Annotated in this window: 25 protein-coding genes, 1 riboswitch and 1 other annotated feature; of the genes, 4 read left to right on the forward strand and 21 right to left on the reverse strand. The window is 58.1% G+C overall.

Annotated elements, in window-relative coordinates; all coding sequences use genetic code 11:
* Positions 1–5: 5 nt before the first annotated feature.
* The 15 genes from C0557_RS15910 to C0557_RS15980 are packed head-to-tail and all read right to left on the reverse strand — an operon-like array spanning position 6 to position 11772.
* Positions 6–686, reverse strand: a complete 681-nt coding sequence (locus C0557_RS15910) for an energy-coupling factor ABC transporter transmembrane protein (protein WP_208662987.1) — start codon at positions 684–686, stop codon at positions 6–8.
* The gene (locus C0557_RS15915) at positions 670–951 is read right to left on the reverse strand and encodes an energy-coupling factor ABC transporter substrate-binding protein (protein ID WP_208659416.1); all 282 of its coding nucleotides are present in this window, start codon (positions 949–951) and stop codon (positions 670–672) included. The genes C0557_RS15910 and C0557_RS15915 overlap by 17 nt, the downstream gene beginning before the upstream one ends.
* Position 952: 1 nt before the next feature.
* Complete coding sequence (gene cbiM / locus C0557_RS15920; protein ID WP_208659418.1) at positions 953–1687, reverse strand: cobalt ECF transporter S component CbiM; 735 nt, start codon at positions 1685–1687, stop codon at positions 953–955.
* Positions 1684–2394, reverse strand: a complete 711-nt coding sequence (locus tag C0557_RS15925; protein WP_208659420.1) for a cobalt-factor II C(20)-methyltransferase — start codon at positions 2392–2394, stop codon at positions 1684–1686. Before C0557_RS15925 ends, cbiM begins: the two co-directional genes overlap by 4 nt.
* Positions 2391–3185, reverse strand: coding sequence for a sirohydrochlorin cobaltochelatase (locus C0557_RS15930; protein WP_208659422.1), 795 nt, complete (start codon positions 3183–3185; stop codon positions 2391–2393). Before C0557_RS15930 ends, C0557_RS15925 begins: the two co-directional genes overlap by 4 nt.
* Positions 3186–3195: 10 nt before the next feature.
* Positions 3196–3981, reverse strand: coding sequence for a cobalt-precorrin-6A reductase (locus C0557_RS15935; protein WP_208659424.1), 786 nt, complete (start codon positions 3979–3981; stop codon positions 3196–3198).
* Positions 3978–4703: a precorrin-3B C(17)-methyltransferase gene (locus C0557_RS15940; protein WP_007371323.1), complete on the reverse strand. Its 726-nt coding sequence runs from the start codon at positions 4701–4703 to the stop codon at positions 3978–3980. The genes C0557_RS15935 and C0557_RS15940 overlap by 4 nt, the downstream gene beginning before the upstream one ends.
* The gene (gene cbiG, locus C0557_RS15945; RefSeq protein WP_208659427.1) at positions 4703–5758 is read right to left on the reverse strand and encodes a cobalt-precorrin 5A hydrolase; all 1056 of its coding nucleotides are present in this window, start codon (positions 5756–5758) and stop codon (positions 4703–4705) included. The genes C0557_RS15940 and cbiG overlap by 1 nt, the downstream gene beginning before the upstream one ends.
* The gene (locus C0557_RS15950; RefSeq protein ID WP_074779603.1) at positions 5739–6512 is read right to left on the reverse strand and encodes a cobalt-precorrin-4 methyltransferase; all 774 of its coding nucleotides are present in this window, start codon (positions 6510–6512) and stop codon (positions 5739–5741) included. The genes cbiG and C0557_RS15950 overlap by 20 nt, the downstream gene beginning before the upstream one ends.
* Entirely contained in the window at positions 6505–7074 is a 570-nt protein-coding gene (locus C0557_RS15955) for a decarboxylating cobalt-precorrin-6B (C(15))-methyltransferase (RefSeq protein WP_208659429.1), read from the reverse strand. Before C0557_RS15955 ends, C0557_RS15950 begins: the two co-directional genes overlap by 8 nt.
* Complete coding sequence (locus C0557_RS15960) at positions 7064–7669, reverse strand: cobalt-precorrin-7 (C(5))-methyltransferase (RefSeq protein WP_208659431.1); 606 nt, start codon at positions 7667–7669, stop codon at positions 7064–7066. The genes C0557_RS15955 and C0557_RS15960 overlap by 11 nt, the downstream gene beginning before the upstream one ends.
* Entirely contained in the window at positions 7663–8799 is a 1137-nt protein-coding gene (gene cbiD / locus C0557_RS15965) for a cobalt-precorrin-5B (C(1))-methyltransferase CbiD (RefSeq protein WP_208659433.1), read from the reverse strand. Before cbiD ends, C0557_RS15960 begins: the two co-directional genes overlap by 7 nt.
* A complete protein-coding gene (locus C0557_RS15970) occupies positions 8796–9428 on the reverse strand; it encodes a cobalt-precorrin-8 methylmutase (protein ID WP_208659435.1) in 633 nt (210 codons plus the stop codon). Before C0557_RS15970 ends, cbiD begins: the two co-directional genes overlap by 4 nt.
* A gap of 11 nt (positions 9429–9439) precedes the next feature.
* Positions 9440–10396, reverse strand: coding sequence for an adenosylcobinamide-phosphate synthase CbiB (cbiB, locus tag C0557_RS15975; protein WP_208659437.1), 957 nt, complete (start codon positions 10394–10396; stop codon positions 9440–9442).
* On the reverse strand, positions 10393–11772 hold the full coding sequence (locus tag C0557_RS15980) for a cobyrinate a,c-diamide synthase (protein WP_208659439.1): 1380 nt from the start codon (positions 11770–11772) through the stop codon (positions 10393–10395). The genes cbiB and C0557_RS15980 overlap by 4 nt, the downstream gene beginning before the upstream one ends.
* A 99-nt stretch (positions 11773–11871) precedes the next feature.
* Positions 11872–12054, reverse strand: a riboswitch (cobalamin riboswitch).
* Positions 12055–12440: 386 nt separating this feature from the next.
* Between C0557_RS15980 and C0557_RS15985 the strand changes: the two genes are divergently transcribed.
* Entirely contained in the window at positions 12441–13307 is an 867-nt protein-coding gene (locus C0557_RS15985; RefSeq protein WP_208659441.1) for an L-threonine kinase, read from the forward strand.
* Between the two features lie 31 nt (positions 13308–13338).
* Here the strand turns inward: C0557_RS15985 and C0557_RS15990 are convergent, their stop codons facing one another.
* From C0557_RS15990 to dacD, 4 genes are all read right to left on the reverse strand, one after another.
* Positions 13339–13674 (reverse strand): DUF496 family protein, encoded by a 336-nt coding sequence (locus tag C0557_RS15990; RefSeq protein ID WP_074779588.1) that lies wholly within the window; start codon positions 13672–13674, stop codon positions 13339–13341.
* Between the two features lie 166 nt (positions 13675–13840).
* The gene (locus tag C0557_RS15995; RefSeq protein ID WP_074779586.1) at positions 13841–14899 is read right to left on the reverse strand and encodes an FUSC family protein; all 1059 of its coding nucleotides are present in this window, start codon (positions 14897–14899) and stop codon (positions 13841–13843) included.
* Positions 14900–15024: 125 nt separating this feature from the next.
* Positions 15025–15498 carry a DNA gyrase inhibitor SbmC gene (gene sbmC / locus C0557_RS16000; RefSeq protein ID WP_074779584.1) on the reverse strand — a complete coding sequence of 158 codons (474 nt, stop codon included), beginning with the start codon at positions 15496–15498 and terminating at the stop codon, positions 15025–15027.
* 121 nt (positions 15499–15619) lie between these two features.
* Positions 15620–16780 (reverse strand): serine-type D-Ala-D-Ala carboxypeptidase DacD, encoded by a 1161-nt coding sequence (gene dacD, locus C0557_RS16005; protein WP_371813163.1) that lies wholly within the window; start codon positions 16778–16780, stop codon positions 15620–15622.
* 210 nt (positions 16781–16990) lie between these two features.
* Here dacD and sbcB point away from each other — a divergent pair, with 210 nt between their 5' ends.
* Positions 16991–18415: an exodeoxyribonuclease I gene (gene sbcB / locus C0557_RS16010; RefSeq protein ID WP_208659443.1), complete on the forward strand. Its 1425-nt coding sequence runs from the start codon at positions 16991–16993 to the stop codon at positions 18413–18415.
* A gap of 78 nt (positions 18416–18493) precedes the next feature.
* On the opposite strand, the gene C0557_RS16015 is transcribed toward sbcB, so the two are convergent.
* Positions 18494–19852, reverse strand: coding sequence for an APC family permease (locus tag C0557_RS16015; RefSeq protein WP_208659445.1), 1359 nt, complete (start codon positions 19850–19852; stop codon positions 18494–18496).
* Positions 19853–20190: 338 nt separating this feature from the next.
* Complete coding sequence (locus tag C0557_RS16020; RefSeq protein WP_208659448.1) at positions 20191–21015, reverse strand: SDR family oxidoreductase; 825 nt, start codon at positions 21013–21015, stop codon at positions 20191–20193.
* Positions 21016–21191: 176 nt separating this feature from the next.
* Here C0557_RS16020 and hisL point away from each other — a divergent pair, with 176 nt between their 5' ends.
* Positions 21192–21242, forward strand: a complete 51-nt coding sequence (hisL, locus tag C0557_RS16025) for a his operon leader peptide (protein WP_001364200.1) — start codon at positions 21192–21194, stop codon at positions 21240–21242.
* Positions 21218–21340 (forward strand) — a sequence feature (His leader region). Its footprint overlaps the gene before it by 25 nt.
* 36 nt (positions 21341–21376) lie before the next feature.
* Entirely contained in the window at positions 21377–22276 is a 900-nt protein-coding gene (gene hisG, locus C0557_RS16030) for an ATP phosphoribosyltransferase (RefSeq protein ID WP_074779576.1), read from the forward strand.
* The last annotated feature ends 1 nt before the right edge of the window (position 22277 follow it).

Genomic DNA, 22277 nt, shown 5'->3' on the forward strand with positions numbered 1-22277 from the left:
CGTCCCTACAGGTGAAAATCACCCTGATAAAGTTTGATATCCAGCGTGGTCGCCAGCGCTTTGTAGCGCAACAGCACGCGGGTAAATAACAGGCTCACCAGCATCGCCAGCGAGCGGTAGCTCTGCGGCAAGGTGCGATAACCAAAGCGCAGCGTCTGCGCACGGTGAAGCGCCGCCGCCTCTTCGAGCAGGATAAAGATAAAGCGCCAGGTGAGCAGGATCTGTTCGGTCAGCAAGCGCGGTACGCGCCCGCGTTTGAGCAAGAGAATCAGTTGCGGAAAGGTCAGATTGAGCACCAGCCAGAAGGTTGCCGCCAGCGCGGCGAGACTGCGCCATAACGTTGAGTTAGCTGACGCCAGCCCCTGCGGCGTTACGCCGATCCAGACGCTGCCCAGATGCACGCCGTACAATAGCTGCTGCGGCTCGCGCGTCACGCTGAACAGAATCGTCACCACGCCAACCAGCAAAAAGCCCATCGGCAGAGCCATCCAGCGCAGCCAGCGCCAGAGAGAAACGCGCAGCAGCCAGCAGGTAAAAATCGCCAGCGCCACCAGCAACATCCCCTGCCCGAACGGCGGCAGGGAAAAGGCCAGCACCATCATCAGCAACCAGAACAGGAACTTACGCTCCGGCGCAACGTGAAGCCAGCGGCTCTGATAACTCAGCCGATCAAGACCGTTCGCGATCACGCTGCCTGCCTTTCATATAACCGAGGATGTAGAAAATGACCGCGGCGCCCATCGAGCCTTGCAGGGTAAAAAGCAGGCTTTCAATTTCGCTGCTTGCTGGCTCATACAGCGGCTGGAACCACGGCTGGTAATGGGGCGCAATCGCCTGGATCTGGCTTTCCGCCTGGTTGTCGGAACCGCCATATTCACCACCGTGATTGATAAAGAACGGCAGCACCATCAGGGCGATCACCATCGCCAGCAGGATCAGGGTCTTTTTCATCTTAATGCTCCCTTGCAGCGATCAGCTGTCGTTTGACGAGCTGATCGTAAATCATCACCGTCAGCAACCCTTCCGCAATGGCAATCGGAATTTGCGTCAGACAAAAGATGCCCATAAATTTCACGATCGAGCCGATTGCCCCACTTTGTGGATCCGGGAATGCCACGCCCAGCTGCACCGAGGTAATAAAGTAGGTCGCCAGATCCGCCAGCATGGCGCAGAGAAACACCGCCACATCGCGGCGAAAACCCGCCCGGCAGGCCAGTTTCCACACTACATAGCCGACAACGGGGCCAATGACCGCCATCGACATGCCATTGGCGCCAAGCGTGGTCAGCCCGCCGTGCGCCAGCAACAAAGCCTGAAACAGCAGCACAATCGCGCCAAGAATCGCCACCACGCCGGGGCCAAACAGGATCACCGCCAGCCCGACGCCGGTCGGGTGCGAACAGCTTCCGGTCACCGACGGGATCTTCAGCGCCGACAGGACAAAAATAAACGCGCCGCACAGCGCCAGCAGCACCTTCTGGTTGGTATCGTCCGCCACAATGCGACGCAGGCACACCAGCCCGTACCACAGGCACGGCAGGAACAGCACCCACCACGCCAGCGCCCACATCGGCGGCAGAAAGCCCTCCATAATATGCATGGCGAAGGCCTCCTGCGGCACCACCATCAGCAGCAGCGCAGCGGCAAGCCCGCTGTACGACAGCTGTTTCAGTTGTTGCGTTTTCATCTTCTCTCCCACTGTTTATTCACCAGAATGGTCGAAAAATAGGGCAGCGGCTGATCATCGCGAACCTCGCTAAGCTGCCGCCAGCACTGCTCGCCGGGCAGGGTGGCTTCCGCCATCATCAGGGCGTGCTCCAGCAGCCCCGCTTGCGCCAGCAACGCTTTGATACGGGCAAAACGGCCATAGACTTTCATCAGTACCAGGCTGTCGTGTTGCTGTAACGCCTGGCGGATTTCATCTTCCGGCGCGGTGCAGGACACCACGCCCAGCGACTGTTGCTCCATCGCCAGCGGCACCTGCGCGCGTGCGGCAATGGCGGCAAACGACGTGACGCCTGGCACAATCTCCAGCCACTGCGGCTGGCCAAGCCGTTGCAGCAGGAATACCCAGGTGCTGAACAGCATTGCATCGCCGAGGGTAATAAACCCTACCTGTTTACCGGCCTGGACTTCCGCGGCCAGCGCGGCGGCGACGTCGTCCCACACCGCTTCTTTTTCCGCGCTGTCAGCGCTCATTGGAAAGTGGCAGCAGCGGACTTCGGTCTGCGCGCCGAGGTACTCGCGCACAATGGAAAGCGCCAGGCTGTCGCCGCCTTTGCGCCCGGCCGGGGCATACAGCACATCGAGCTTTCCAAGAATGCGCGCGCCGCGCACGGTGATCAGATCGGTAGCACCAGGGCCGGTACTCAGCGCGTAGAGTTTACCGCTCATGCTGCGACCTCCATCACCTGCGCCAGCGCCTGATGCAGATGCTGGACGAACATCGCACGCACATCGGCATTCTCGCCTAAGCCCTGTAACCACGGCGTCGCAGCAATACCGACGCGCTCAAACTGCGTCTTCCACGAATCATCGTCATCCGAGGCCATGTCGTTGATTGCGTGATCGCCCGCCACCAGCATCAATGGCATCAGGTGCACCGCTTTCACCCCTTCATGACGCAGGCCGTCGATCAACAGATCGATTTCCGGGTAGCTCTCTACCGCGCCAACCCGCGCCGGAAAACGGTGAGCCGCCATCATATGGTCGAGGCAGGCGTAAGCCGCAAAAGCGTGATGGCTGGCGCCGTGGCCCATAAACACCACGCGCTCATCGGCCACGACCTGCGGCATCTGCCGGGAGAGCGCCTGCATCAGATGCAGATAATCTTCGTGGCTGCTGAGCAGCGGCGCGCCAATCACCAGCCGTTTGAACAGCGGGCGCAGCGTCTGGACTTCACGAACGATTTTTTCGTATTCGTCGCCGTTGATAATGTGCAGCGACTGGATCGCCACATCCTGATACCCCTGCTCCGCCAGCTTTTGCAGCGCCTCCAGCGGCGTGTCGATATGCAGGTTGTCGCGCTGTTTGAGCTTGCGAATGATCATCCCGGAGGTAAAGGCGCGAAACAGCGCACGATCCGGGCAGCTCGCCGCCAGATCGCGCTCGCAGGCGACAATATTCTTTTCACAGGTGTCGCGATAGCTGGTGCCAAAGCTCACTACCAGAAGGGCTTTCTTCATTCTGTTCTCCTCACTGTGCCGCCAGCCAGCGTTGCAAGCGTCCGGCAAAGGCATCCTGACTGTTGAGTAACTCGTCGCCTACGACCCGCGGTTGCGGCCTGGCAATCACAATGCACGGGATGCCAGCATCCAGCGCAGGCTGTACTTTTTCCAGATAACCGCCTTCCGCGCCGGAGGCTTTGGTGATCATCACCTCAACGCGGTACTGGCGATAAAACGCGGCGTTAAATTCAGCGCTAAACGGGCCGCACAGCGCGAAGATCTCACCCACGCCGAACCCCAGCGCTGCGCACTGCGCCAGCACATCCGCCACGGGCAGCACGCGCGCCAGCAGCGTTTTCCCCGGCAATCCGTCGCGCCAGCGCGCCAGATCTTTGCTGCCGGTGGTCAGCAAGATGCGCTCCCCCAGGTTACGGGCTTTGGCGCAGGCGTCCTCCAGCGTAGCGACATTGAACAGCAGCGGATGTTGCAGCTCCGGCTGTTGTTCCGGACGCTGATAACGACTCAGCAACACCTGCGCCTCGTTGCAGGCGTGGGCAATATTGCGGCTGACCACGTCGGCGTAGGGGTGCGAAGCATCGATCACCCAGCGCGTGCCGTTCTGTTTGAGCCACGTAACCATCTCGCCCCTCTCCAGCCGCCCGCAGCGCACCTGACCGCGAATGTTGCCTGCCAGCTGTGCGCCAGTCGGCGTGGCGACCGACAGCGTGTAACGCACTCCGGCTTCATCCAGTTGCTGGCAAATCAGCCGCGCATCGCTGGTGCCGCCAATCACCAACACCTCGCCTGCTGTCACAGGGTGTAACCGCGTGGGGTGATCATCAGACCGTTTTGCACATAGGTGGCACGGTTACCGACAATCACCAGGCTGGTCATATCAACGGGTGCAAAATCCATCTCGCCGAGCGTGGTCAGCCATTTTTCCTCTTTCTTGCGCCCGGCAGACTTCACCACGCCCACCGGCGTATTGGCGCTTTTGCTGGCCGCCAGCAGTTCGAATGCTCGCGCCAGATGCCCTTCGCGGCCCCGGCTGCGTGGGTTGTAGAAGCAGATGACAAAGTCCGCCTCGCCGGCCGCGATAATGCGCTTTTCGATAACCGGCCACGGCGTCATCAGGTCGCTCAGGCTGATATGGCAGAAGTCGTGCATCAACGGCGCGCCCAGCAGCGCAGCGGCGGCGATGCTGGCGGTCATGCCCGGCACCAGCCGCACTTCTACATCCAGCTGTTGCTTGTTGACCAGTTCGAGCACCAGCCCGGCCATGCCGTAGATCCCGGCGTCGCCGCTGCTGACCAGCGCCACGTTATGCCCGGCCTGCGCCAGCTCGATTGCCGCCTGGCAGCGCTCAATCTCTTTGCACATACCGGTTTTGATCACCTGCTTATCGCCGGTGAAGGCTTTGACGAGGTGGGTATAGGTTTTGTAGCCCACCACAATTTCCGCCGCCTGTAGCGCTTCGATGGCCTCCATGGTCATCATTGCCTGTGAGCCAGGGCCAATCCCGATTACCGTTAACATCAGTGCGAAACTCCCAAAGTAATTGTCACGCCCTGCTCCCGCAGGGTCTCACCGACCAGTTGCCCCTGGCTCATCAGCCAGGCAGCAGGGCCGGAAACGCTACCCACGCCCGCGGTCTGCCGGACAAAGTCCGAGGCCGGAAAGCGATGCTCGTGCTGACGCAGCGCCTGCGCGGTAAAAATTTCAAACGGCACCCGCAGGCTCTCAGCCAGTTGCAGTAACCCTTTCTCATCCTGCTTTAAGCTGATGCTGCCAATCGCCCGCAACGCCAGCGGATCGAAGGCCTGCACCTGAAACTGGCGTTGTAGTAACGCCGACAGCAAGGCAAACGGCGTATCGCGCCGACAGCCGATCCCTGCGACCACGCGTTTTGGCACCAGTTTGAACACCGGCACGGGCAGCGCGGGCAGTTGCGCCCGGATGGACACGCAGACCAGCCCGTCCAGTTCCGGCAGGGCGTCGAGCCGCGTGACGGGGATAAAACCCCGCGTGTCGCAGCGTGCCACTTCCTCACGCAGCGTCTCTTCACACCACAGGCCGATGCGTTTACCGCTGACCAGCATGTGGTTGATGGTCTTGACCGCCGCGCGAAAATCCGCCATCCGCGCATCAAGCTGACAGGCCAGCGTATCCAGCGCCGCCAGTTCGTTTACGTCGGTCGCCGTGGTGATCACCGGATCGGCATCCAGTACGCCCGCCAGATAACGCGTCAGCGCGTTCCCGCCGCCGTAGTGGCCGGAAAGCAGGCTGATCGCATGCTGGCCGCGTTCATCAATCACGATCACCGCCGGATCGAGAAATTTGTCGTTGACCAGCGGGGCAATCGCCCGTACGGCAATGCCCGTTGCGCCGATAAACACCACCGCTGAATAGTGGCAAAAGGCCTCGCGCAGGCTCTGCGCAAAGCTGCCTGCAAAGGGCTGAAAGCCGTCGGTGAGCAATTTCTCGCTGGTAAAACAGGTCATCGGCAACGCCGCTTTCAGACGGCTCGCCAGCGCCAAACCGCCCGGCGTCAGGCAGAACAGCGCAATCGATTCAGGCTTTACGGTATTCATGGCTGAAGTCCGCCGCATAAAGCCGCGAGTAGTGGTACTCCTCGCCAAGAAATGCGCCAACAAGGATCAGCGCAGTTTTACGGATGCCTGCTTCACGCACTTTGTCGCCGATATCGGCCAGCGTGCCGCGTACCGTCTGGCTCTCGGGCCATGTGGCTTTGTAGATCACCGCCACCGGCGTGGTCTGCGGATAGCCGCCTTCCATTAAGCGCTCCGCCACGCGGTGGATGCGCTGCACGGAAAGGTAGATAGCCATCGATGTCTGATGGCTGGCGAAGGATTCAAGCTGCTCGCGCTCCGGCACCGGCGTACGCCCTTCCAGGCGGGTAATGATCAGGCTCTGCGACACTTCCGGGACGGTGTACTCAACGCCCAATTCTGCCGCCGCGCCGAGAAACGCGCTGACGCCCGGCACGACCTGCCACTGGATGCCGCGCCGGGTCAGTTCTTCCCCCTGCTCACGCACCGAGCCGTAAAGCGAAACATCGCCGGTTTGCAGACGCACCACGACTTTCCCGGCTTTCACTCCGGCTTCCATCAGGTCGATAATTTGCGCAAGATGCAGTTCGGCGCTGTCATGGCAGACCGCGCCAGCCGGGCAATACTCCAGCAGTTCGGTGTTGATGAGCGATCCGGCGTAAATCACCACCTGAGCCTGTTGCAACAGCCGGTAGCCTTTCAGGGTGATCAGTTCGCGATCGCCCGGCCCGGCACCGACAAACCAGACCGTTTGTGCATCAGCGTTATCAGGCATGCTGCTTCTCCTTTTCGCAGGAAATCAAAAAGACAGGATTATTCGCTTTGAAGTAGTGACCGCTGCCCAGCCCGGTGAGCAGGGAGACCTGGATTTGCTGGCAATCCAGCGCAGCAACCCGCAGGGTGCGCAGGTGCGAGAGCGCGCTGTTAAGGTTCTCCTGCAAAATAAAGGTCATCACCAGCCGTCCGCCGGGGTGAAGCTGCGCCAGCGACCAGTCAATCAGTTGCGTCAGGTTGCCGCCGCTGCCGCCGATAAACACCGCGTCGGCAAGCCGCTCGACAAACAGCGGCGCAGCGCCGGTGACGATGGCAATGTTGCGACAGCCAAAGTGCAGGCAGTTCTCTTCCAGCAGATTCAGCGCCGCCGGGTTACGCTCGATGGCGGTAACCTGCAAGCCCGGATGCGCCAGCGCCGCTTCAATGCTGACGCTGCCGGTACCGGCGCCGATATCGATCAGGTGCTGCGCGCGATGCAATTCCAGCTTCGACAGCGCCAGCGCACGCACCGCCTCTTTGGTCATCGGCACCTTTTCACCACGGATAAACAGCTCATCTTTCATTGAGGATCACCACCACATTCATCGCATATTCGGCCTGTACTTCCGCCGGACGCAGCCGGTGGATGCGCTCATCTTCCAGCCCTAAGTTTTCACCGATCACCAGCCAGCACTTTTCTGCGCCGCGCGCCAACAATGCCTCCGCAATCGCTTTTGGCCCGCACTTTGCGTCAGTGACCATCGCCACTTTGCGCGCGCGGGCCAGCGCGTCGAAATCCACTGCCCGCCCGTGGCTGCTGGTGAGCCAGATGTCATTCATATCGATGCCCGTGCGTGCGCAGAGATATTGCACGGCGCTGATACCGGGAATAATGCGCAACTGCCCGATACCGAAATGCGCCACCAGCCGGGTGCCGATGCCGTAAAACAGCGGATCGCCGGAAGCCAGCACCACCACGCGCCGCTGCTGTTGCTGCTCAAGCCACGCCAGCAGGCCGGGGATGTCAGCATCCAGTACGCGAACTTCACCGCGAAAATCGGCAAACTGCGCCAGATGGCGTTTGCCGCCGACCAGCACGTCGGCCTGCGCCACGGCCTCCAGCGCCTGCGGCGTCATCAGCGCGAGGTTACCCGGCCCCATGCCGGCAATGGTCAACATTTCAGCTCTCCGGCAATCTCTTCAACCGGGCGATTCGCGCCCAGCACTTTGTTATCAAAAGAGAACAGCACCGCATCACACTGCGGCGGGTTTTGCGTGAAACGCAGCATCTGCGCGATGCGCAGGCAGATCCGCTGCGCCAGATGCGTGTAAAGATGGCTGAACCCGGCAGCGTCGATGTACTCCATTGCCGCTTCAGTGGTGTCGCAGTCGCTGACCTTCAGCAGCAGATCATGCGGCGCGCCGAGCAGCGCCAGGTGTGCGACCAGCGTCTCCATCCGCGCATCCGCGATATGGCTGTGGGTATGAAAAATACCGGCGGCGATTTTCACCAGCTTGCCGGGATGGCCAACCAGTACGATCTGCCGGTAGCCCAGACGCACCGCCTCTTCAATCATGTAGCCAACGAAGTTGCTCATCGTCACTACCCGTTCGCCGGAGACGCCAAGCTGCTCACGCACGAAGCGCTCGCCGTGGTTGCCCGGGACGAGGATCACCCGTTCCATTCCGCCCGCGCGTTTTAGCTCCAGCTCCAGCGACAGCGAGCGTTTCCAGCTCTCTTCCGACATCGGCGTCACGATACCGGTGGTACCAATAATCGAAATACCGCCGAGAATGCCAAGCCTGCCGTTGTAGGTTTTCTTCGCCCGCTCTTCGCCTTCCGGGGCAAAAATTTCCACCTGCGCGCCGCGCGTGGGGCCAATCACTTCGCGTACGGCGGCTTCGATGGTCTGACGCGGCGTGCGGTTGATAGCCGCTTCCCCCACCGCCAGGCCAATACCTTTGCGGGTGACGGTACCCACACCTTCACCGCCGCGCAGAACAATCTGTTCATCATCGGTGAGCGTGACGCGGGCAAAGATCAGCATACCGTGGGTGGCATCCACATCGTCGCCGCCGTCTTTGCGAATGGCGGCAATCGCCTGCTGGCCTTCAATGTGCGGCGATTCCACATTCAGATGCAGGGTGACGCCGGAGGGGGTGACAATCGAGACCTGGTGAATGATGTGCTGGCGCAGCACCATCAACGCGGCGACTTTTGCCGCTGCGGTGGCGCAGGAGCCGGTGGTATAGCCTTTGCGCAGGGCTTTACCGTTGTGCCACACCGGGTCGTCGAAGGACTGGCTCATTGCGCCGCCTGCAAGTGATAGAGCAGCGCATTAATAATTGCCGCCGCCACATTGCTGCCGCCCTTACGACCCTGCGCGGCAATGGCGGGCAAACCGCTCTCTACCAGCGCTTCTTTCGATTCCGCTGCGCCAACAAAACCGACCGGCACGCCGACCACGCCGCTGACGGGCACCTTATGTTCCAGCAGGCGGAACAAAGCCGTGGGCGCATTGCCGAAAACAAAGATTTTCTCTTCCGCTTCCGTCAGCGCCAGATCGACCGCCGCCATCGAACGGGTGATCCCCTCCTCTTTGGCTTTACGTACTACGCGTGGATCGGAGATATAGCAACGCACTTCGCCGCCAAACTCCGCCAGCAGCCGCTTATTAATGCCGGCAAGCGCCATCGTGGTGTCGGTATAAAGGGTGCAGCCTTGCGTTATCGCCCCGCACAAGCGTTGCAGCGCATCACTGGAAAACCACAAAATATCGAGCCAGTCGAAGTCAGCGGTGGTGTGGATGACCCGTTTGATTACCGCCTCATGCAGCGGGCTGGCAAAACGAAAATCGGGGCGGGTTTGCTGGATAATCTCGCCGATAATGACAAAACTTTTGGCTTCAATAGCCTGCGGTTGCTGCAAATAATCCATCGTCTTCATCCTTATGCGCCCGCGAGGGCAAGGTGTATCAGCGCAAACAGCGCCAGCGCCAGCATGGCGGCAAGCCACATCATGCGAATAGTGCGCGGAATGTCATCCGGCGTAATGGCGCGGAGCTCATCGCCAATCCACGGTTTTTCGACCCGCTGGCCGAAGTAGTCATTTGGCCCGCCAAGCCGCACGCCAAGCGCCCCGGCCACGGTGCCTTCAGGCCAGGCGCAGTTGGGGCTGCTGTGGTTGCGCCGATCGCGAAAACCGATACGCAGCGCATTGCCCGCGTCATTACCTGCGAGCCATGCTGCCATGCTGAGTAACAGCCAGCTCAGACGCGCCGGGATAAAGTTGGCGACATCATCCAGCCGCGCGCTGACCATGCCGATCGCACGGTATTTTTCATGCTTGTAGCCCACCATCGAATCCAGGGTATTGACCGCTTTGTAGGCCATTGCCAGCGGCGCGCCGCCGAGCAGTAAAAAGAACAGCGGCGCGATAACGCCATCGACGGTGTTTTCCGCGACGGTCTCAACTACCGCGCGGGTGATTTGCGGCGGCTGGAGCTGCGCGGTATCGCGACCGACAATCCACGACAGCTTTTCGCGGCTTTCAGCAAGCGAACCGGAGCGCAGCGCCTGCTCCACTTCCCGCGCCATATCCGCAAGACAACGCGTGGCAAGCAGGGTGTAAATCATCCACACCTCCACGCACCAGCCGAACCACGGATGGATTGCCTGCGCCAGTGCGAGCACGCCCCAGGCAACGCTCCAGGTGATGCCCACCACCAGCAGCCACATCACGCCGCCGCCGATGCGCAGCGCGGTATCGCTGCGGCACACTCGCCGGACGGCGCTTTGCACCAGGTTAATCAGCGCGCCGATCCAACGCACCGGATGCGGCCAGTGCGGCGGGTCGCCAAGGAAGCGATCGAGCAGAAATGCGACACACCAGGCCAGCAGCGTCATGACGCCCTCCTGGCGGCGGCAAACCAGTGCTCCAGCATCGCTGGACGCTGGGCGAAATGCAGATGTAAATAGCTGGCAAAAGTGTTGCCCACCTGCCAGCCGCCCTGCCAGCGCTTCAGCACTTCGCCATCGCGCGTTTTATGGCACGCCAGCACGGCATCGACGCGCGGGGTGAAATCGGAATAGTGAAACTCGTGGCCGCGCAGGGTTTCCCCTTCGCCAGCAAGTAAGGTCTGCTGCGTTGCGCGGGCTTCGCAGTAACCAAAGCGGGTGAGCTTGCTGCCCATCCGGCTGTGACCGGGGATGGCGCCGACCATCGGCCACTCATCGCCTGCGGCATCCACCAGCGTATCGCCGAGATACATCAGGCCGCCGCACTCGGCATAGATCGCCACGCCACGCCGGTGCGCGGCGAGAATGGCATCGCGCATCGGCTGGTTTGCCGACAGCGTGCGCGCGTGCAGCTCCGGATAACCGCCGCCCAGCCACAGCATCTGGCATGTGGGCAACTCATGGTCATGCAGCGGGCTAAAACGCACGATGCGCACACCGGCATGTTCAAGCAGTTGCAGATTATCGGCATAGTAAAAGTTGAAGGCTTCGTCGTCGGCCAGCGCCAGCTCCAGCCCTGCGCCCGCCTCTGGCGCGGGCATGGCAGGAAGCGCCCCCTGCGGCAGCGCGGTGACCTGGCTCAGGGCGAGTAAGCGGTCAATATCGAGGGTCTGTTCCAGGCGCGCGGCAAACGCCTGCCATGGCTGTGCGTTAACGACCGACTCGCGGGCAGTGACCAGACCAAGATGACGTTCCGGCAGCGCCACGCCGGGAGCAACGGGAACATATCCCAGCACCGGCAAGTCGCAGTAATACTCAATGGCGTGTTTCAGCAGTTGAAAATGGCTGTCGCTGTTTACCCGGTTGACGATCGCTCCGGCAATGCGCAACTGCGGGTCAAAGCGCTGAAACCCCATCACCGTGGCGGCAATTGAGGTGGATACCGCTTTGCCATCAACCAGCAGGATCACCGGAAGCGCAAGCTGTTTTGCCAGCGCCGCGCTGCTGCAATAATTGGGGTCGGTGCCGTAGCCATCGTAAAGCCCCATCACGCCCTCAATAACGGCGACATCGGCGGCGGTGAAATGTTGGCGAAACAGCGCATTTAACACAGGCGTCGGCAGCATAAAGCTGTCGAGATTACGGGAAGCCACGCCGGTAACGGCGCTGTGCCAGGCGGTGTCGAGGTAGTCCGGCCCGACTTTGAAGGGTTGCACGCGTAAACCGCGACGTTGCAGCACAGTGAGCAGCCCGAGCGTGACGGTGGTTTTCCCACAGCCGCTGCCGGTTCCGGCAAGGATAAAGGCGCTGCGTCTGTCTGACATTCCTGTAACCCCGTAGCGGGCAGGAAGAACGGAGCCAGGACGCGAGTTGACCCGGTCTTTCGACCGTACGCGACTGAGCAACCCACTTCCCACCGAAGTTGTTGATAATGTCCATCAGGCCGGTCTTCTGGCTTAGCGTCATCCTCGCCCGTCCTTCCCGATCTTACGATCAGTGGCGATTACGGGGTCGTCAGCATTACAGCAGCGGGGGCTGCGGGGGATTTACACCCCCTTCCCAGCCGCAAAATACATTTGCGGCAAACCTGATAGATTTTTAATCACGGCGCGTCATTATCACCCTGATTTTTCCCTGTACGAACTATATCGCAGCAGGGAAATAAAAACGGGTTCAGTTTATCTTTGAGCAAATAATAATTTGTTGCGCTATGACAATTTATTGCTCACCCTTTTCATCAACTCCCGGCATATTAAGGCATCAGAGAGTTCTCAAGCGCATCCGGAATAACAAAATATTGCTAACGGTAATTTAATCGCCCGCAATATTTGCATTATTTTGCAGACGAAATGCCTGCGGCGTCAGTTGACAGGTCTGGCGAAAAACATTGCAGAAATAGCGGGTCTGCGAGAAATCTAAATTGCGCGAAATTCTGGCGTTCGCCGGGTCGAAGTGACACTATCCGGGCTTTGATTGTGAAGGGAGTTACAGCGTGGCGTTGGCGCACTGTCCCGCATCGTGCGGTGAAATAATCCAGGGCTGGATCCTGGGAGGTGAAAAGCTGGTCTCCTGTCCGGTGGACTGGTACAGCAGTGTCGAAGTCACCCACGGCAAACCTCGGGTGGATGAACGGCCGCTGGTGCGTCGTATGGTTAACCAGCTCCTGGCGCACTGGCAGCTACCTGCCACGCTGGCGCACACATTGCGCATCGAGTGTCACTCTACCATTCCCCTGGCCAAAGGCATGGCCAGCAGCACCGCGGATATTGCCGCCGCCGCCGTGGCAACGGCCCGTCATCTTGAGCAACCGCTGGATGAGAAAACGCTGGCGCAACTGTGCGTGGCGCTGGAGCCGACCGACAGCACGATCTTTTCGCGCCTGACCCTGTTCGATCACAATAGCGCTGAAACGCAGATTACCTGCGGCAGTTTGCCGGAGTGTGACGTGCTGCTGCTTGAAAGCCCGCTAACCCTGACCACTGCCGCTTATCATCGTCTGCCACGCCAGCGGGCACTGCTGGAAAATGCCCCTACGCTGGATAATGCATGGCGCCTGTTGCAGCAGGCCTGCGTGGAAAATGATGCCGCGCGGCTGGGAGAAGCTGCGACGTTAAGCGCGATTGCCAGCCAGGCGCTGCTGCCAAAACCGGCGTTTCCCACCCTGCTCGAGCTGGTGGAGCGTTGCGATCTGTATGGACTGAATGTTGCTCACAGCGGAAGTGTGGTCGGGCTACTGCTTAATAGCCAGCGCCATGATGTGGAAAGCATTCGTCGGGAATTGAAAGAGACCGGGTTGACGGCGCACTGGCCGCAAAACTATCTGCTGAAAATGGTGGCAGGAGGCGTGCTGGAAGGGTGAGAGGCGCACCTCTCACCGCTCGCTGGAGGCGTTATTCCACTTTTGGCTCAATCGGCTTCAGTTCGCCCATGGTTTTGAGTTTTTTGGAGATTTCGCGGCGCTCTTTCGACAGTTCAGCATTTTTGATGATGTAATCATCCACGCGATCTTCGTAGTCGGTCTTCATGCTGGCGATAATGCCCTGGATCGCTTCTACGCTCATACCCGGTTTAATGTAGTCGCTCAGGTTGTCCAGCAGCAGCACGCGCTTCTGGTTATCACGGATCTTCTTCTCCACGTCCTGGATTTCACGCTGCAATTTATTTTTGCGGCGGAACAGACGCACAAACTCCAGAACATCCTGGAATGAAGGCTTACTTGTTTCCATTTTTACACCCCTGATAATGTGAGACTCGGATTCGTTAAAGCAACCACCTTAGAGGCAAACCTACCCAATGTGGTCGCATAAGACAATGGTTTTTCCTGTCGGCTATCATAACCGCAAATGTAGCTGAATCGAAACAACCCAACAACGGCATCGGGTTATCTGGCCGTTATTTGCGCAACGCCCGGCAGATCAAATGTGACAGCAGTTCCAGTTGGCGGGCCAGCTCCATGCTTAGCCAAACGTAACCGTGAATCGAGGTTTCAGCCAGCGCATCGCCTTTATGCTCACGGCTCAACTGGCGCAATTCCGCCACAATCTCACTGAGCTTTTCAGTATTGGCCAGAATCGGCTGCGGGTTGCCTTCATACAGCGCATGCGCAATGGTCAGCAGCGTTTGCTGAGTCATCTGCTGCGTATCCTGCAGCGTACGTGCGTTGATCATCACAAAATGGCTGGTACGTGAGCTCCAGTGAGCATTGATTTGCAGCTCCAGCATGCAGACCATATTGCGGCTGACGGTCTGGATGGCTTCGAAAATCGCCTTTTGCAGATGCGTCTCTTTGCAGGCGGGCGTGATCAGTCCGCGCATCTTCACCACGTCGTTGAGGATTTTTTGCAGATGTTTTTCCAGCCGCGGCCGTTCAACCAGGTTACGGGAGAAACCCGCCTGATAAACGCGGTTGAAGGCGGTAACGTAGTTGGCCATCTGAATACGCCAGTGCAAAAATGCCCGCTGCGGCCAGATGCCGGTAAACAGCATCGCCAGCAGTGAACCGATAATCACATCGCCGCTGCGCCACAGCGCGGTATGCATATCACCTGGCGGCGCGCCAACCACCACCGATAGCGTAATGCCAATGAGCAGCGCCTGGTAAGGCTTTTTGCCCAGCGCCAGCCAGCCACAGAGAAACATCGCCACCGCGCACCACAGCAGCATCACGGGCAGCGAGAGAAGCTCTAGTTTTAATGCCACCAGACCCAGCGCCGCACCCAAAATTGTGCCGCCAATGCGTTCAAATGCGCGCGGAACCACGTTTCCCCAAAAGGAGATCGGCCCCATCAACACCACCAGCGTGATCAGTGGCCAGGTTCCCTCTGGTACCTCCAGCAGACGGATCAGCAAAAAGGTCAGAATAAAAGCCAGCGCGATACGCACACCGTGTACGACACGATAATGGCGGTAAAGACGAATTTCGAAAGGACTGAGTGATTTGTCGCGACGCACAGTCGCTTCTCCCGATTGAACCGACAAAGGCGCAATTGTAGGATTTTTCGGACTCAGATAGCACCCTCTGCGATAAAAAAAGAGGCGACAGCGCTTCCTGTTGCCTCTTCCGGTTATTTTATCGCTTACAGATTTTTCGACTCAACCGGGATATGCATGTCGATTTCCCAGTAACCATCCTGCTGCGCATCGTTCAGGTAGACTTCAAAGCAGGGACCCGCAGCAATTTGCACGGATTGATCGCTAAGCAGTTCATCAAAGAAGAGATCCCAGCACGCTTCGAACTCTTCGTTGTACACCCGCGCCTGCGCCACGGCGTACTGGCCGCCGGGAATGTCGGTGAGAATCACTCCTTCGCTATTTGCCGGGATTTGAAAGCCAGCATCGACGGTGATAGCAACGTCAGCGCGCAGCTTTTCCGGCGGCACTTCGTCAGGGTTATCGTAATAGGCGCACACCCACTCCAGCGGTGCGATCTTATTGCTGTCGACCCACATCATTAGCTGTTTAAAACCCTGCTTCACCGTCACATCCCAGGGCCCGACCAGATGGAACCCGGCGATACGACGTTTTTCCAGTTGCTTCACGTTGTAGCTCATGTTGACTCCCTTAGCGTTACTGTGTGTTTATACAGTATAGCGTTCCGACGATCGCCTGGCATGTCGGAGTCATCAATTATGCGAGCAGACTCGCATCACCGCCACTCTGCCCGCACACGCGTTAACCTTTATGATGCAGCCAGTCGCTCAGACGCGAGAACACGCCGCCTTTGCCGACACTTTCCAGCGTGACCAGCGGCCAGTGAGCGATCAGCTGGTCGCGATCGTAGAGTTGGATCTCCCCCACCTGCTGATGTGCAGCCAGCGGCGCATTTAGCTCTTTACTGCTCAGCACATACTTCGCTTTGACGTTCTGCACTTCTGCTTTTGGTAGCACCAGCCAGTAATCCTGGTCCGTACCCACCGCAATCTGCTCTTTATCGCCGTACCACACGCGCTCGCTGCCGACTTTTTTGCCGTTACGCAAAATTTCGACGGTATCGAAGTTTTGTTGTCCCCAGTGCAGTAATTTGCGCGCCTGATCTTCACGGCCTTTCGGGCTGTCTGCGCCCATAATCACCGCAATCAGGCGGCGCTGACCGTCAACGCTGGAGGCAATCAGGTTGAAGCCTGCACCTGAAGTGTGACCAGTTTTCAGCCCATCGACATTGAGGGTTTTATCCCACAATAACCCGTTACGGTTTTGCTGGGTGATACCGTTCCACGTCAGGCTTTTTTCGCTATACATATGGTAGAAATCCGGCTCGCCGTGAATGATGGCGCGGGACAGTACCGCCAGATCGTAGGCCGAACTGTGCTGCCCTGGCGCATCCAGCCCGTGGACAGTTTCGAAGTGGGTGTCGCGCAGATTCAGCTTCTGCACATAATCATTCATCATGGCGACAAACTGCGGCTGGCCGCCCGCAACATGATCGGCCAGCGCCACGCAGGCATCGTTACCCGAATCGACAATCAGACCGCGGCTCAAATCGCGCACGGTCAGGCGATCGCCGGGCTTCAGGAACATCAGCGATGAACCGTCAAAAACCGGGTTGCCTTTCGCCCACGCATCCTTCCCTACAGTTACCACATCATCCGCGCTGATACGATGGCTGTCGATCGCCCGATCCACCACATAGCCGGTCATCAGTTTGGTCAAACTCGCCGGATTACGCTGCTGATGCTCGTTGCCCGCAGTTAAGATTTGCCCGGTGGTGTAATCCATCAATACCCAGGAGCCAGCCTGAATAGCTGGAGGCTGTGGGGCAAAAGGTAAGTCGTCGGCCTGGGCGTTATGTACGCAAATCGCCAGCAAAGAAGCAGCAAACAAACGGCGTTTCAATGAAATATCCTCAATAGCATCTAAAATCGCTGTCCTTTTTACGGAACTTCGCGTGTCGTTACCTGATTAAATTGCAAAAAAATGTGACACAGATCAGTTTTAACGCACTGTTTTTGCGAGGTTCTGCGGAACAGTGACCGGTTTTTCTTCGGCACACAGGGTGGGATGGTTTACCATAAGCGACATATTTACTGACAGGATGAGCAACTGGTGTCTGATTCCGCCGCAACGCCCACTTTTCTCTTTCACGATTATGAGACTTTCGGTACCAGCCCGGCGCTGGATCGCCCGGCGCAGTTCGCCGCGCTGCGTACTGATGCCGATTTTAATGTCATCGGCGAGCCGGAAGTTTTCTACTGTAAACCGGCGGATGATTACCTGCCGCAGCCCGAAGCGGTGCTGATCACCGGTATCACGCCGCAGATTGCGCGCGCCAAAGGCGAGAACGAGGCCGCGTTCGCCCGGCGAATTCACGATCTCTTTACCGTGCCGAAAACCTGCGTACTCGGTTACAACAATGTGCGTTTTGACGACGAAGTCACGCGCAATATCTTTTATCGCAACTTTTACGATCCGTACGCCTGGAGCTGGCAGAACAACAATTCGCGCTGGGATCTGCTGGATGTGATGCGCGCCTGCTACGCCCTGCGCCCGGAGGGCATCAACTGGCCGGAGAACGACGACGGCCTGCCGAGTTTTCGCCTTGAACATCTGACGAAAGCCAACGGTATCGAACACAGTAATGCCCACGATGCGATGGCCGATGTGTACGCCACCATTGCGATGGCGCAGCTGGTTAAAGCAAAACAGCCGAAGCTGTTTGACTATCTCTATAGCCATCGCAACAAGCAGAAACTGGCGGCGCTGATCGATGTTCCGCAGATGAAGCCGCTGGTACACGTTTCCGGCATGTTCGGCGCATGGCGCGGCAATACCAGTTGGGTTGCGCCGCTGGCCTGGCACCCGGAGAACCGCAACGCAGTGATTATGGTGGATCTCGCGGGCGATATGTCGCCGCTGCTGGAACTGGATGCCGATGCACTGCGCGAGCGTCTGTACACGCCAAAAGCGGATCTCGGCGAGAGCGCGGCAGTGCCGGTGAAGCTGGTGCATCTGAATAAATGCCCGGTGCTGGCGCAGGCCAATACGCTGCGCCCGCAGGATGCGGAGCGTCTGGGGATTAACCGCCAACAGTGTCTTGATAACCTGCAAATTCTGCGCGACAACCCGCAGGTGCGGGAAAAAGTGCTGGCCATTTTTGCCGAAGCCGAACCCTTCGTGCCGTCAGAGAATGTTGATGCGCAGATCTACAACGGCTTTTTCAGCGATGCCGACCGCGCAGCGATGAAAATCCTGCTCGAAACCGAGCCGCGTAACCTGCCCGCTCTCGATATTACCTTTGCCGACGGGCGCATTGAAAAACTGCTGTTTAACTACCGGGCGCGCAACTTCCCCGGAACGCTGGATGAAAACGAGCAGCAGCGCTGGTTGCAGCATCGCCGTAACGTCTTTACGCCGGAGTATTTGCAACAGTACGCCGAACAGATCCAGGCGCTGTTCCAGCAACACGACGGTAACAGTGAGAAGCAGGCGCTACTGAAGGCGCTGTGGCAGTATGCGGAAGAGATTGTCTGAGCGCGAGTAGCCTGACCTGGAAGCATAAAAAAACCGGAGGCCTTGACCTCCGGTTTTTTTGTTTCTGCGTAAAGCGATTTACGCGATATCTTCGTACTGCGGCACCGGGTTGCGGAAGCTGCGGGTGACACAGGCCAGATAGACCAGGCCGATTGCGCCCCAGATGAGGCCCAGAATCATTGAGCTCTGCTCAAGGTTGATCCACAGCGCGCCCACTGTCAGCGCACCGCATACCGGCAGAACCAGGTAGTTGAAGTGATCTTTCAGCGTCTTGTTGCGTTTTTCACGGATCCAGAACTGCGAGATCACCGACAGGTTCACAAAGGTGAATGCCACCAGTGCACCAAAGTTAATCAGCGCCGTTGCCGTGACCAGGTCGAATTTAATCGCCAGCAGCGCAATCGCGCCAACCAACAGAACGTTCCACGCTGGGGTACGCCATTTCGGATGCACATAGCCGAAGAAACGGGACGGGAACACGCCGTCGCGGCCCATGACGTACATCAAACGGGAGACGCCCGCATGCGCCGCCATACCGGAAGCCAGTACGGTAACGCTGGAGAAGATCAGCACGCCCCACTGGAAGGTTTTACCGGCAACGTACAGCATGATTTCCGGCTGTGAAGCGTCCGGATCTTTAAAGCGGGAGATATCCGGGAAGTAGAGTTGCAGGAAGTAAGATGCCGCGATAAACACCACGCCGCCAATCAGCGCGGTGAGGAAGATAGCGCGCGGGATCACGCGTTCAGCGTCTTTGGTCTCTTCAGACAACGAGGAGATGCCGTCAAAACCGAGGAACGAGAAGCACAGGATGGTTGCGCCAGTGATCATCGGCACAACGTGCGCGCCTTCAGACCAGAATGGACGGGAACTGACCAGCGTGCCCGCACCTTCACCGTGTGAAACGCCGTAAATGATCAGGCCGACGATGACTGCGACGATGCCCATTTGCAGGATCACGATCAGGGTGTTGAAGTTCGCCACGGTCTTGATGCTGCGCAGGTTCGAAATGGTCATGAAAGCCACCAGCGCGACCACGAAGATCCACGACGGTACGGACGGCACCAGCGCTTCGAAGTAAATTTTCGCCAGCAGAATGTTGATCATCGGCATGAACAGGTAGTCCAGCAGCGATGACCAGCCGACCATAAAGCCGACAGCCGGAGAAATAGATTTCTGTGCGTAGGTGTACGCAGAGCCTGCGGACGGGAAGCGGCGCACCAGCTTACCGTAGCTCAAGGCAGTAAAGAGGATGGCGACCAGCGCAAACGCATAAGCGGTTGCGACGTGACCATCGGTCAGGCCGGAGACGATACCAAATGTATCGAACAGCGTCATCGGCTGCATATAGGCAAGGCCCATCATTACAACCGGAATTAACGTAAGGGTCTTACGTAATTCCACGCGAGAGGTTTTTGGAGTAACGTTATGCGACATGGCTATCCCCCAGAACGGTGTGTACCGCCGCAAAAGCAAAAAATTGCCCCATTTGTGTTCTTTCCTCAGCGACAACGACTGTCGGTTTTTAAATGTGTATCTATCCGGTACGAAGCCCGGCCTCTTTTATTGAATGACGTTTTTGCCCGCAAAAAAAATAACCGACGGATTAAGGTCGGTTACTCTCTATTTTTTGCAGCGGCACATTTTGCACCAGATTGAGGCGCGATGACAATACAGTGCAAACCAACTCACTGCATTGGTGCATTCAAGTGACTGATTTTTAATCTTTTGGCGAACTATTAATCATACTAATAGCATTTTTTGCACAAAAATCGTCACGACAGCGGCATATTAAACGGATCGGGGTAGAGATATTCGAAGCCCAGCTCATTGCAAATCCGGCTGCCATCAATCACTTTGCCCTTCTCGCGAGCGGTTGATTCGAGAAAATGCGGCGGTGCCAGTCCAAGCTGGCGCGCCATCTGCGGATAAAAGCTTTCCCGCGAGGGATGAGACGGCGCACAAAGGTTGTAGATGTGCCCGCCTTTGGGCGCCTGTAACAGCAGCGTGATAGCCGCAATGACATCTTCCAGATGCACCAGATTAACGCCATGCTGGCCGTCGGGCGCGGTTTTTCCGGCGAGGAATCGCCCCGGGTGGCGCGCAGGCCCAACAAGCCCCGCCAGGCGCAGAATATCAACGGAAGTCCCCGGCAAATTGTGCAGCCAGTCTTCCAGCTCTTTCAGCACCCGCCCGCTGGCCGTCACCGGCTCGCGCGGCGTGCTCTCTTTCACGACGCCAGATGCATCGCCATATACCGACGTCGAACTGGTAAAGATGATGCGCGGAATACGATACGCCAGCGCGCTGTCAACAATTTCCTGCACCGCCTGCAAATAGAACTCTTCGCCAGGCCCGCTGCGCCGCGCGGGAAGCGTAATCACCAGCGCATCGACATTCATCAGCGCGTCGAGATCGTCCGTATAACACACCAGTTCCGGTTCGAGATTCAGCAAATAACTTTCGATACCGCACATGCGCGCGGCTTCCACGCCATCGGGGCGGGTTTTGCTGCCGGTCACCTGCCAGCCCCGCGCCATTAATGATAATGCCAGCGGCATGCCCAGCCATCCTAACCCGACAATTGCGACCTTTTTCATGCTTTCTCCCCTTCCTTTCCGGCACCTGACTCTTCAAGGCTACGCCAGCCAGCGACAACTGACAATTCATACAATGTATATGAAATGAATGAATGATTAAAAAAGCCCTTGCGTTTGTCAGCTAAAGTGGTTTAGGTTAATCAGCATTATGTGAATAAGCATTCATTGAGAATTTTATGACCCGCGTTCAATTTAAACACCACCATCATCACCATCATCCTGACTAGTCTTTCAGGCGATGTGTGCTGGAAGACGTTTGGATCTTCCAGTGGTGCATGAACGCAGAGAAAGCCCCCGGAAGATCTTCTTCCGGGGGCTTTTTTTTTTGAACCAAATTCAGCAGGATAAAGAGGACAACAGAATGTTAGATAACACGCGTTTACGCATAGCTATTCAGAAATCCGGCCGCCTGAGCGATGACTCTCGCGAACTTCTGGCCCGTTGCGGCATTAAGATCAACCTGCACACGCAGCGTCTGATCGCGCTGGCGGAAAATATGCCGATCGATATTCTGCGCGTACGCGATGACGACATTCCGGGGCTTATCATGGACGGCGTCGTTGACCTGGGCATTATTGGCGAGAACGTGCTGGAAGAAGAGTTGCTAACCCGCCGCGCGCAGGGCGAAGATCCGCGTTACTTTACCCTGCGCCGTCTCGATTTCGGTGGTTGCCGCCTGTCGCTGGCCACGCCGGTGGATGAGTCCTGGAACGGCCCGGAAGCGCTGGACGGCAAACGCATCGCCACCTCTTACCCGCACCTGCTGAAACGCTATCTGGATCAGAAAGGCGTCTCTTTTAAATCCTGTCTGCTGAACGGTTCTGTTGAAGTTGCTCCGCGCGCCGGTCTGGCCGACGCGATTTGCGACCTGGTATCAACCGGTGCCACGCTGGAAGCTAACGGTCTGCGCGAAGTCGAAGTGATTTACCGCTCGAAAGCGTGCCTTATCCAGCGCGACGGCGAGATGAGCGACGCCAAACAGCAACTGATCGATAAACTGCTGACCCGCATCCAGGGCGTTATTCAGGCCCGCGAATCGAAATACATCATGATGCATGCGCCAAGCGAGCGTCTGGAAGAAGTTGTTGCCCTGCTGCCGGGCGCTGAACGCCCAACCATTCTGCCGCTAGCGGGCGACCAGCAGCGCGTGGCAATGCACATGGTGAGCAGCGAAACCCTGTTCTGGGAAACGATGGAAAAACTGAAAGCGCTGGGCGCCAGCTCCATCCTGGTTCTGCCGATTGAGAAGATGATGGAGTAAG

It is taken from the genome of Kosakonia sp. MUSA4, assembly GCF_013085925.1.
GTDB classification, from domain to species: Bacteria; Pseudomonadota; Gammaproteobacteria; order Enterobacterales; family Enterobacteriaceae; genus Kosakonia; species Kosakonia sacchari_B.